The sequence below is a fragment of the Rhizobium skierniewicense genome, assembly GCF_014196515.1.
GTDB lineage: Bacteria > Pseudomonadota > Alphaproteobacteria > Rhizobiales > Rhizobiaceae > Agrobacterium > Agrobacterium skierniewicense.
In genome coordinates this window covers 1-12,288 of the sequence record NZ_JACIDV010000004.1, presented here as the reverse complement: position 1 = coordinate 12,288, position 12,288 = coordinate 1, and the positions used below count along the sequence as shown (strand labels likewise).

Sequence of the window (12,288 nt, the reverse complement as noted above, 5' to 3'; positions counted from 1 at the left end):
CGGCTGTAATCGCCGTCTCCTGCATTTATGCGCTTTTCCTTCATGCGTCGTATTGTGTCGATGACGCTGCAGCTCACGCGGCCGCCAAAGGTGAAAGCTTGGACGGGATTTCGTCCTTTTGGACAGCAAAGTCAAGTGAATGTTTTGAAATAGCGGGTTTGCACCCGAGGCATATCCGCCCGCGACGACGTCTCGACGAACTGAAAAAACGTGAAAACGGAGGGCAATCATGGTTAAAAAACTGTTATAACCCTGTGTTGTGGATAGCCAATGCCATGCCGCTACAATATTGTCCGTTCGCAAGAATATTCTTAAGTAATTTGATTCTATTATGGGCGCTACATTACTACGGAGAATGTCTTGAACACAGAAGGCGGCTTGCTTGAAAAAGCATGTGAAGGCGTCCTGACGCTGGAACGTCCTGCCTGCGTCAAGGACAGCCAGTTGCGTTATGTTTGCGCCAATGCCGCCTATGCGCGTTTTGCCGGCCGCGACCCCGACGATTTCCGAGACAAAACAAGCCATGAGTTGTTTGGCACGACCGAGGATTTGGAACGTGCTGACAAGGAAAAGCGGTGTCTTGTCTTTGCGGCCGATGAAACAACAATCTGGAAAAGCCCTGTTTCCGGTGCAACGCATGTCATAAAATGCGAACGCTTTGAAACCGAAGACGGCCGCATGTTCCTCTACGAAGTGTTCGAAACCATGCCATCCCATGCGGCAAATGGCGGCGCGGCGCCGGTTGAAAAGACCATTTCCATCCCCTCGGCCACACTGGATCTTCTTGATGTCGCTATCGGCATCTATGGTCCAGATAATAGGCTGGTCTATGCAAATGCCAGACTTGAAAGTCTGTGCGGTGACCTCTCCGTTGTCTGGAGGCCCGGCCTTGAACTTAAAACAGTCATTGCCGCCTTTCACGACTACTGTTTCGCGCCCGCCCAAGACAGCCCTGAATCGGCTGGGGCCGATAGGCAGGCGTGGATCGACGGCATGTTTGCCGATGCCCAGAAGCCGTTTGCCGAATTTACCCAGCAAACGGTTGACGGACACTGGATCCGTGGCATCTCGCGACGGCTTGAAGGCGGCATGCTCGTTGCGCTTCTTCTTGACGTGACCGATGCCAGAACACAGGAAATATTGCTCGAAAAACACACCAGGGAAAACTGGCTTTTTCGCGAGGCGCTGGAGCAATTGCCGGTCGCCGTTTTCATGCTGGATGGCCAACGCCGCCTGACCTATGCAAACGCCTCTTACGAAGCCTTGTGGGGAGAGCCCCGCGAGAAAAATTACGGACGAACGGAGGAGGAAATCTTCGTTCATGAGGGCAAGGCATTCAGGCAGGAAAACATCCATGTCCTGAAAACCGGAGAGGAACTGCACAAGACGGAACAGATCGTCTTGAACAATGGCGCCATCATTCCGACCATCATTCGGGTCGGTCGCATCATCACGCCGGCGCACGAGCCCTATCTCGTTGGTTCCGTTACGGACGCGACACCGCTGATGAAGCGCAAGGAAGAATTGAAGGCCGCCCGTAATGAAGCGGAACGGCTCCATGCGGAGGTCCAGTCGATCCTCCAGTCCTTGCCTGTCGGCGTCATGCTGCTGGGGTCGGACTACACGATCGAATACGCCAACAATTACTTTTACGAATTGTGGGAGGTGAAAGAGCAGGTCGATCTCATCGGCCTGCCCTATCGCCGTTATCTGGAACTGGGATACCAGAGCGGCAAATACCACCTCGGCGAACAGGACATCGAGAGCGCTATCCGGGCGCGCAAAGCACATCTCGACCAGATCGATGGCTACTCATCGCGCGAGGTCGAAAGCAAGGCGGGCCGGTGCACGATCATTTCCGAATGTCGCATCGCTGGCAACAAGATTCTGCTGACCTTTTCCGACAGCACCGACGTCCGCTCCCGCGACAGGGAAATCAGCCATGCGCGGCAGGAATTGCAACGCGTTGGCGAGCATATGCGCGATGCGACTCGTGTCATGGCACAAGGCCTTGCGCTGGTGGAAAAAGGCCGCATCATCATGTCGAACGACGCCATGGTGCGCCTGTTTGAGGTGCCGGAGGCGTTGCTTGCCGCAGGCGAAAGCTGGATACCGTTTTTCTCGTATTGTGCCGCACGCGGCGATTTCGGGAGCGAGGAACAGATTGCGAAGACCAAGAAACTGTGGACTGAAAATGTAGCGGCGATCAAACCCTTTTCCTGGCTCATCCATCTCGCCAATCAACGTTGGCTCAATCTGGAAGCGACGATTGGCGCAGGCGATTACTGGCTTGTTATCGTCACCGACGTAACGGATATGAAGCAGCGCGAGGTCGAGCTTGAAGGCCTGTTGGCGCGCGCCAAGGCCGCCGACCGGGCAAAATCCGAATTCCTTGCCAATATGAGCCACGAAATTCGCACCCCCATGAACGGCGTCCTGGGCATGGCGGAGTTGCTGGCCAAATCCAATCTCGATACACGCCAGAGAACCTTCACCGACGTAATCGTGAAGTCAGGCAATGCCCTGTTGACCATCATCAACGACATACTCGACTTCTCAAAGATCGATGCAGGCCAGATGACACTCCGCTCTACACCCTTTGACGCGGTTGAAGCCGTTGAGGATGTGGCGTCGCTTTTGTCTTCGCAAGCGCAGAACAAAAACATCGAGCTTATCGTGCGCATCGATCCATCATTCAACACCATGGTGAGTGGTGACGCCGGTCGTTTTCGTCAGATCGTCACGAACCTGACCGGCAACGCAATCAAATTTACCGAAAAAGGCCATGTGCTCATCGAGCTATCCGCCGAACTGGTGGACGAGAGCGAAGTGATTCTGGTTTTGCGGGTGAAAGACACCGGCGTTGGCATACCGTCCCATCAACTCGACCATATCTTCGAAAAGTTCAATCAGGCAGATTCGTCCTCCACCCGCCGCCATGAAGGCACAGGCCTCGGTCTTGCGATAACCGTGGGTTTGGTCGGCATTTTCGGTGGCAAAGTCGATGTCGAAAGTACGGTCGGCGAAGGCTCAACCTTCACCGTGGCCCTTCCCCTTCGTGTCGTGGCGAAAACCAGCGAACATACCAGTGGCGCCATCGACCGTAAAAAAGTCAGCGTCCTCATCATCGACGATAACAGTGCAAACCGCCAGATCCTCAGCGAACAGTTGTCCAGTTGGGACATCGACGCCTACGCCGCAGAAAGCGGCCCCGCAGGATTGGCTATTCTCGAAGAGGCGGCTCGTTTAGGCTTTGAAATCGATGCTGTCATCCTCGATGACGATATGCCCGGCATGAATGGGCTGGAGGTTGCGCGCCGTGTGAGGCAAAATCCGAGCTTCAACGAAACGGCGATGATCTTCTTGACATCAATGGATGCCATTCACCAGGACAGTGAACCTTCCGACATCAGCTTCGACGCACATCTGATGAAGCCAGTTCGCGCCCGGCTTTTGCGCAAGACGCTGACGGATGTCGTGCGGACATCACGCTCAAAGCGAGCTCTGCGCAAAACATCGGACACGCCGGACCGGGCAGCTGACATGACAAGGAAAACCAAGCCCCTTACAGAACCAGAACATACATCCAAAACAGCGTTGATCGACGTCCTGATCGCAGAGGACAACGACGTCAACCAGATCGTCTTCACGCAAATCCTTCAGGAAACCGGCTTGCGCTTCCACATCGCCAGCAACGGCAAAAGAGCGGTAGAAGCGTGGAGAGACTATCATCCATCCATCATCCTCATGGACGTTTCCATGCCGGTCATGAACGGACTTCAGGCGACGCAGGCCATCCGCGCCGAGGAAAAAAGTACCGCTCGCACTCCCATCATTGGCGTTACCGCACATGCGCAGGACAGCGACCGCGAGCTGTGTCTGGCCTCCGGGATGGATGATTACTTATCCAAGCCGATCAGCCCGGAACTGCTTCGTGCAAAAATTGACAAGTGGTTGTTGCGGGGAACCGATGACGCGACGAAATTGAACTCGAATTGAAAACGCCGCGAGGACAAGGTCACACGCGGCGTTTGCCATGGTCGAAAAGGCCCAGAATTAACGGCGACGCGCCGAATCTACCGACAAAGCACCCGGGCCTGCCGTGACGAGGTAGAGGAAGACGAAGCAGAACAGAATTGCTGCGTCGCCGCCATTCAGGACCGGGAAAAAGCTCTTCGGCGCATGCGCCATGAAATAGGCGAAAGCCATCAGACCCGAAAGAACGAATGCGACCGGACGCGTGAAAAGACCGATGAGGATGAGAAGTCCGCCGATCGTCTCAAGAAGCGCGGCAACCAGTAGCATTGGTGGAAGCGAACCCTCCATCGTTGATGCAGGAAATCCGAACAGCTTCTGCGTTCCGTGTTCGATGAACAAAAGGGCCGTGATGATGCGCAACGCTGCAAGAGCGTAAGGCTGGTACCGCGACAGTTTGTCAAAAAATGCCATATGCTTAGTCCCCGTAAAAATAGGTTCGACTCGATGGTCAAAACCTGACTGAAAAACCCCATATTTCGTAGTCAAAATCACATTTCACCATCGAAAACAATATCCAGACTCCAAGATCACTGATCTGTGCGTAAACTCGGAAGTGCTTATATTCAAACGAGTTGCAAGCGACATCAGGATCTTTTCATGACACGGCGGGACACAGGCAGAAGCACTGTGAAAATCAGAAGGCAATAGAGACCCATGGCGAAAATCTGGGATGTGAAGGCCACGCCGTTATCGATCAACAAACCGCCGAGGCCCGGCCCGAGCGCCGAGGCAAACACCATGATGGCGACGATAACAGCGCGAATGGCGCCCAGGAAACGCACACCGTAAACCTCAGGCCAGAGGCTGCCGAACAGTGTGAGCGAAAAACCATCCGAAATGCCGTAGAGAACCATGAAGGCAAAAACGACCCAAGGCGCATCAACCACCGCCAGCAAAACACATCCGACGCCGAACGGAATGAGATAAAAGGGCAGTAATCTCAAAGCGGAAAATCGATCAACCAGATACCCCGACACGATCGAGTTTGCGACCGCCACAGCGGCATAAGGAAAAAATGACGACGCCAGCAGCTCAACGGGCCAGCTCTTCGATTGCGCCAGATGCACCTGGTGGAAAAAGATCGTGTTGCTGATGAAGGCGGGTGGCAACATTCCGAGCATCAGAAGGTAAAAACACGGATCGCGAATGACCTGCTGCCGCGTCCAGTTGCGCTTATTGTTGGAAACCCTTGTCGTGGATGCGGTCGTAGGAACCCGCTCGATCTTCACCAGCGTCAGAACCATGGGAAGAATGAGTGCAACCAAAAAAATGGCCGCGAGTAGCCAGATGCTCCGCCAACCAAACGCCGCCATTCCTGCCACGGCGAGCATTGGCAGCACCGCTTGCCCGGCATTGAGGCCCAGCGCGGAAAGCGACACAGCGCGCCCACGTTCCGCAGCGAACCAACGACCCAGGCTGGTATAGGCAACATGCACCATCATTCCCTGACCGAACAGCCTTAGAAGATAAAGTCCGCCAATCAGCGTCGCGATCGTAAATGCGTGCGCCAGGCAAAGAGCGCCGAGCGCCAGAACGGGCACTGCCAAGCCTATTATTTGGCGGAAAGACCAGCGATCCGCAAGCTTGCCGAGCCAGACCAGGCTGAGGGCGGAGGCAAGTGTCACACCCATGTAGAGCAGGCCGAAGTCGCCGTCGCTCAGTCCAAAGTCGCGACGAATCTCTCCACCCGATAGCGAAATGAAAAATGTCTGGCCGAACGAAGACGCAAATAGCACCGCAAAGCCCGCACCGAGCCAACGGCTGTTTCCGCGAAAAAAAGAAAGCAAGTGCCTGTCCCGAAGTGATCTTTGGCGGATATCAGGCAGATATCCGAACTGATGTCTGACTTTGTGGGTTGAACGGCTGGAAGGCAATGTCCACACCCACAATGGTCGCGACTGTGTTGGCCGGTATGGTCTCCCATTTTTCCGCACCCGTACCGAAGGGCTCGGACGCCACGGCAATGCCCAAGCCGACATTGCGCCAGTAGAGCGTCGGCGGGCGCTCGTCGCTGGACCAGCGGAAGGCGTGCAGCTTTTCGCCATCGGAGTGGATGGCGCTGAAACGAATGGGTTGATCCACGCCGGAGTGCTCGACAACATCGAGGCACGTCTGCAACGTTTTCTTCAACGCACCGATGGGGTCGCGATTTAGTCCGAAACCCGCAGCGATCAGGAAGATCGCTTCGCTATCTCCATTTCCTGCGCGGGAACAATAAACCTCATCGGGAATATGCGTCTCAATCGCGCGCTTCACCTTCTCATATCCGCCAATCTGACCATTGTGCATGAAAAGGTGACGCCCGAAGCCAAACGGGTGGCAATTGGCCATGGAAACGCCGCCGGTCGTTGCCGAGCGGACATGGGCCAGAAACATGCCGGAGCGCAACTGATGACACAGGGATGTGAGGTTTCTATCCGACCATGCGGGAAGAATGCCACGGTAGATGCCCGGCTCGCCCCTCTCCCCGTACCAGCCGATACCGCACCCGTCACCATTCACCACCGTCTTCGCCTCCCGCGCCGCAAGCGACTGGGTGATGAGTGAACTTTCCGGCTCGATCAAAAGCGAATCGAGCCAGACGGGAGCACCGGAATAGGCGAGAAAACGACACATGCGGACACCGTTGAAGCGGGTTGTGATCCGGCACGAAAGCGCCGGATCTGGGCATTTGTAAGATCGTCAGGCCTGCAGAACAACGACACGCGCGCCGACCGGCACACGCTCATAGAGATCGATAATGTCGTGGTTGAGCATGCGAATGCAGCCGCTCGACATGGCGTGACCGATGGACTGCGGCTGGTTTGTGCCATGCAGACGGAACATCGTGTCGTTGCCTTCGCGGTAGAGATAAAGCGCGCGCGCGCCGAGCGGATTGTTCGGACCACCTGGCATGCCACCGGCATATTTAAGGTTCTTGTGCGGTTCGCGACGGATCATGTTCGGTGTCGGCGTCCAGCTCGGCCATTCCGACTTTCGACCGATATAGGCGTTGCCCCGCAAGGCGAGACCCTGGCGTCCGACGCCAACGCCGTAGCGCATCGCCCGACCGTTGCCCATTACATAATACAAACGCCGTGCTGGGGTATCGACAACCACAGTACCTGCCGGATGTGTGGTCTCATAGGCCACTTCCTGACGTCGCAGTTCCGGCTTTATCTTTTCCAGTTCCATCGCCTTGAGCGGGAATTTCTCATCAGGCACGGCTGCGTAATTCTGTTTTTGCTGGACGAAATTGGTACTGGCGCAGCCAGCGAGGAAGAGTGGCATTCCGAAAAGCACGCCACGACGCGAAATAGACATATTACCCCCGGTCGAAAATCCTTAGATTAACAACAGGTATAATTTTATGGTTAACAAACCCTAAATTGCGCAGTGCGACTATTAACCCAAGGCACACTCCAGTTGAATAAAGACGTAGGTCTGGCCTGCCTCAAAAAACGGCGCAATTGGCCAGAGGCTGAATTCAAAAGAAAGAAAAACACTGTTTCAAAACCCGTCAGCAATGAAACCATTCCGGCTCTGGCGCATTTTTACTCATGAATACGGAAAACTGCTTATTTTATTGATATTTAGCAACGTCATACGTTCAAAAAATCTGCCGCGAGGTGACGCATGGTTCTTGCATTGCTGTCGCCATTGTATTCAAATGGGCAAAAATGGGGAACCACAAGTTGGCATTTGACGAAATGATAGATGCGGACTCAACGCCGCGAAGCCCATATGAGAAATACAACGACTGGTATAGTCGTCAGGACAGGGCGCACCTGATCCAGAAATCCAGAGACGCTGAGAATATCTTCAGAAAAACGGGTATTACCTTTGCCGTCTACGGCCACGCCGACAGCGCAGAAAAGCTCATCCCCTTCGATATCATTCCCCGCATCATCTCCGGTCGCGAATGGCGCAAACTGGCGCAAGGTATCGAACAGCGTGTCCTGGCTCTCAACGCGTTTCTCGACGACATCTATCACAAGCAGGAAATCATCCGTGCGGGGCGCATTCCGCGTGAACTCATTGAGCGCAACGAGGCGTTTCTTCCGGAGATGATCGGCTTCAAACCTCCTGGCGGCGTCTACACGCACATTGTGGGCACAGATATAGTACGAACCGGTGAAGACCAGTTCTACGTTCTGGAAGACAACGCCCGTACCCCATCCGGTGTCAGCTACATGCTGGAAAACCGTGAAACGATGATGCAGATGTTTCCGGAATTGTTTCACGAAAACAAGGTGCAGAGGGTCGAGGATTACCCCTATCAACTTCGTCAATCGCTGGCGTCGCTCGCACCGCCAGGCTGCAAAGGCAAGCCGCGCGTTGCGGTCCTCACCCCCGGCATACACAATTCCGCTTATTACGAGCATTCCTTCCTCGCCGATATGATGGGCGTGGAACTGGTAGAGGGTTCCGACCTGCGCGTCATGGATGGCAAGGTCAAGATGCGCACGACCCGCGGCTATGAGGCTATCGACGTTCTCTACCGCCGCGTCGATGACGATTTCCTCGATCCCCTCACCTTCCGCCCGGATTCCGCTCTTGGTGTTCCCGGCATCATGGATGTCTACCGTGCTGGCAACATCACCATTGCCAATGCGCCGGGAACTGGAATTTCAGACGATAAGGCGATCTATTCCTACATGCCCGAGATCGTCGAGTTCTATACGGGCCGCAAGCCGCTACTTGAAAACGTGCCTACGTGGCGGTGTTCCGAGCCGGACAGCCTGAAATATGTGTTGGACAATCTGGCCGAACTGGTCGTGAAGGAGGTTCACGGCTCCGGTGGCTATGGAATGCTCGTCGGCCCTACGGCATCGAAGAAGGAGCGCACATTGTTTGCGGAGAAACTACGCGCCCGGCCTTCGAACTACATCGCACAACCCACACTTTCCCTGTCCACGGTGCCGATCATGGTGAAAAATGGAATTGCGCCGCGCCACGTCGATCTTCGCCCCTACGTTCTGGTGTCGGATAAGGTAAAGATCATCCCAGGCGGGCTGACCCGCGTTGCCCTCAAACAGGGATCGCTGGTGGTGAACTCCAGCCAGGGCGGCGGCACCAAGGATACGTGGGTACTGGAGGACTAAGCCATGCTGGGAAGAACGGCGAACGGACTCTACTGGATGTTCCGATACATCGAACGTGCCGAAAACATTGCCCGGCTGGTGGATGCCGGAATGCGGGTGTCGCTGACCCGCAGCGGAAGCGCTGACGAAGACTGGGATGGTGTGCTGCAGAGCGCAGGCGCGCGCGAAGAATTTCTTGAACGGCACGAAAAGGTCACGACGGCGGATGCGATCGACTACATGCTGCGTGACAAGACCAATCCATCAAGCGTCATGTCCTGCATTGAGTTCGGCCGGAACAACGCCCGTATGGTGCGCACGGCGCTCACCCGCGAGACGTGGGAAGCGACAAATGAGTTCTGGATGGAACTCAAGACGATCTTCAGTCGAAAGCAAAAAGCCGCTGAATTGCCTCAGGTCATCGATGCGATCAAACACAGAGCCGGGCTGGTACGCGGTGCGTTTCATGGTTCGATGCTCCGCAACGATCTCTACAATTTCTCCCGCATCGGTACCTTTATCGAGCGCGCGGATAACACGGCCCGCATTCTGGATGTGAAGTATTACGTGCTGTTGCCGGCGGCAGTACAAGTGGGCTCGTCGCTCGACAACGCGCAGTGGGAATCGATCCTGCGCTCTGTTTCCGCTCACAGATCCTATGGCTGGGTCTATGACGCAGAGTACAAACCAGCCAACATCGCAGATTTCCTCATTCTCAACGGCCGCATGCCCCGCTCGCTCGCTTACTGCTATCACAAGATCGTCAGTAACCTCGGCTATCTGGCGCATGAATATGAAGACCGCCACAAGGCGCATGAAACGGCTGAGGCCATCAGGGCGACGCTTGAGAAAACGACGATAAGCCGCGTCATGGATCAGGGCCTGCACGAATTCCTCGAACTGTTCATTCACAAGAACGGACAGTTGGGGCAGGAAATAACGGAAGGCTACCGCTTTTACCAATAAGCGGTGAGACGAGGATACGGGTATGCGTCTGAACATCAACCACACGACCGAGTATCTCTACGACGAGCCGGTGCCCTACTCCCTGCAACGGTTGAGACTGACGCCAGCCAACGGTCCCACGCAGACGGTGATCGACTGGGACGTGACCGTCGATGGTGCCAAGCTCGAAGTGCGCTACGACGACCATTTCGGCAACCGCGTCGAGTTGGTCGAGACCGAGGGACCGCGCAGCGCGGTTAAGGTCGTCGCCCGCGGTGAAGTGGAAACCGTAGACAAAGCGGGGGTTTTTGGCCCCCACATCGGCAATGCTCCGCTGTGGCTCTTCATGCGTGAAACACCTCTGACAAAGCCGGGAAAACTCATTCGTGACCTGGCACGACAGTCGACGGGTGACACACCGCTCGAGCGCCTGCATGAATTGATGGCCCTTGTTCACCTTGAAGTCGAATACGTAACTGGATCAACAGGAACTGCCACCACGGCTGAACAGGCTTTGGAAGCAGGCAAGGGAGTGTGCCAGGACCACAGCCACATTCTCATCTCAGCCGCGCGGCAGATGGGGCTTCCGGCGCGTTATATTTCCGGTTATCTGATGATGGAAGATGTTGCCGAACAGGTCGCCACCCATGCTTGGGCGGAAGTCCATGTTCCAGGGCTTGGCTGGGTTGGCTTTGATGCGGCCAACAAACTTTGCCCGGATGAACGCTACGTGCGTATCGCCAGCGGTCTGTGCTATCGAGACTGCGCTCCCGTCTCAGGCATGCGCGTTGGCCTTTCCGGCGAAAGCCTCACCGTTTCAGTAACGGTCCAAGAAACGCAAAGCCAGTCTCAATCCCAAAGCTGATACCGTCGCCAGTATAAATAGAACGGTTAGAGAGCGCGGATTTTATATCGCGCGATCAAAGCACACAGGCCGCTCTGTTCAGAATTCGGCGGCACGATGGGTGGCTGTACTTGTAAATTCCTAGAAGAACTTACAACATCAAGTTCATATCATTGCGAGACTTAACTCACAGCGATATGGATGTAAAAAAAACGTGCAGCTGCTGGTGATGCTTGCCCTTCCGACTATTAATCGCCTTGCTTCGGCTCCTAAATCCATTGAAAACCAAAAAAAGTCGCGAGCAGCGATCCGTCGCGGTTTCTTTTCTTAGAGGACAAATAAAAATCTCGAGTCTTGCCCATACATCAAGAAAGTCATCCGAAACGATGCATTACAACCAGTAGCTAGTTTCCATATTAAGAATATGTGACGGATTTAGACTCCGTCCTAACTTCAACAAGACATAGGCCCGCGACTACCATTAATCAAAATTTTACACTTCGTGGATGATAGTGACGCAGGTCATGTGAGGTGTTCGTGATGTGCCTTCCCGGTGCGTCGCTTTTACCAAAAGTCTCGTGCTAAAAACGAAGCTCTAATGTCCAATGGCGTGGGGATCAGAACTGTCCAAGGTTCTGTACGCATGATGCCCTTCCGGTGCGCCGGCTCTCTCGAGCCATGTCCTGCTTAAATATTGCTATTGTCCAGAACGGACGCTCAACCGGTCGATGCATGCATCGAACGGACGAGACACTGCGTCAATGCGCACAAAAGCGTATCCGGGGGGATCGGATGCGGCCTTCGGGCTGTGCTGCGCATTTGCAGCGGTGAATGGCTCTTTGGCCAGTTATCAACGGGGGCACGTGTCCATGACTTCTATTATCTCTTCGCTATCTGTAAAACAAATCGCGTCACTTTCGACCGCCTCCATTGCCAGTCTGAAATCCACGGACGTGGATGCTCTCAAGAGCAACCAGATCGCCGCACTCTCGTCAGCGCAACTCAACGCGTTCTCGACAAGCGCGATCAACTCCTTCGACAGCGGACAGATCAGCGCCATTACTGCCAAAGCAGTCATCGGCTTGACCGTCGGACAGCTTCAAGCCATCGAGTCCTCGCAAATGACTGGCCTTACAGCAGGCCAGATTTCCGTATTGAGCACGGACCAGTTCAGCGCCCTGTCGTCTGATGAAATCGAAATTTTGAACACCAAACAAGTTGCTGCCCTGACCGCCGCACAGGTCGCAACCCTCAGCTCAGCCGAACTCAACAGCTTCGAAACAGCCGAGATTGCAGCCCTCAGCGTCGCGTCCCTCTCCGGTATCGACTCCTCGACACTGGCTTCGCTCTCGACAGCAAACTTTGCAGCCCTCAGCGCCGCTCAGGTCGCAAAGCTCT

At 54.9% G+C, this 12,288-nt stretch carries 8 protein-coding genes and 1 pseudogene; 5 read left to right on the top strand and 4 right to left on the bottom strand.

Going from position 1 to position 12,288, the window contains the following annotated elements:
- Window positions 1–360: 360 nt before the first annotated feature.
- Complete coding sequence (locus GGQ73_RS07070) at window positions 361–3,999, top strand: response regulator (protein WP_183895116.1); 3,639 nt, start codon at window positions 361–363, stop codon at window positions 3,997–3,999.
- A 57-nt stretch (window positions 4,000–4,056) separates the two neighbouring features.
- Here GGQ73_RS07070 and GGQ73_RS07065 read toward each other — a convergent pair whose 3' ends face one another.
- The 4 genes from GGQ73_RS07065 to GGQ73_RS07050 all read right to left on the bottom strand — a co-directional run bounded on the left by GGQ73_RS07065 (window position 4,057) and on the right by GGQ73_RS07050 (window position 7,341).
- Window positions 4,057–4,449 (bottom strand): DoxX family protein, encoded by a 393-nt coding sequence (locus GGQ73_RS07065; RefSeq protein WP_183895114.1) that lies wholly within the window; start codon window positions 4,447–4,449, stop codon window positions 4,057–4,059.
- A 173-nt stretch (window positions 4,450–4,622) separates the two neighbouring features.
- Window positions 4,623–5,825: an MFS transporter gene (locus tag GGQ73_RS07060; protein WP_183895112.1), complete on the bottom strand. Its 1,203-nt coding sequence runs from the start codon at window positions 5,823–5,825 to the stop codon at window positions 4,623–4,625.
- A 31-nt stretch (window positions 5,826–5,856) separates the two neighbouring features.
- The gene (locus GGQ73_RS07055; RefSeq protein ID WP_183895110.1) at window positions 5,857–6,654 is read right to left on the bottom strand and encodes a class II glutamine amidotransferase; all 798 of its coding nucleotides are present in this window, start codon (window positions 6,652–6,654) and stop codon (window positions 5,857–5,859) included.
- A gap of 66 nt (window positions 6,655–6,720) precedes the next feature.
- On the bottom strand, window positions 6,721–7,341 hold the full coding sequence (locus GGQ73_RS07050) for a L,D-transpeptidase (protein WP_174153729.1): 621 nt from the start codon (window positions 7,339–7,341) through the stop codon (window positions 6,721–6,723).
- A gap of 371 nt (window positions 7,342–7,712) precedes the next feature.
- Here GGQ73_RS07050 and GGQ73_RS07045 point away from each other — a divergent pair, with 371 nt between their 5' ends.
- From GGQ73_RS07045 to GGQ73_RS07030, 4 genes and pseudogenes are all read left to right on the top strand, one after another.
- Window positions 7,713–9,122 carry a circularly permuted type 2 ATP-grasp protein gene (locus GGQ73_RS07045; protein WP_174153731.1) on the top strand — a complete coding sequence of 470 codons (1,410 nt, stop codon included), beginning with the start codon at window positions 7,713–7,715 and terminating at the stop codon, window positions 9,120–9,122.
- A gap of 3 nt (window positions 9,123–9,125) precedes the next feature.
- Window positions 9,126–10,067 (top strand): alpha-E domain-containing protein, encoded by a 942-nt coding sequence (locus GGQ73_RS07040; RefSeq protein WP_174153732.1) that lies wholly within the window; start codon window positions 9,126–9,128, stop codon window positions 10,065–10,067.
- Window positions 10,068–10,089: 22 nt separating this feature from the next.
- Entirely contained in the window at window positions 10,090–10,911 is an 822-nt protein-coding gene (locus GGQ73_RS07035; protein ID WP_174153733.1) for a transglutaminase family protein, read from the top strand.
- A gap of 848 nt (window positions 10,912–11,759) precedes the next feature.
- A pseudogene (locus GGQ73_RS07030) lies at window positions 11,760–12,288 on the top strand (hypothetical protein); the annotation flags it as partial.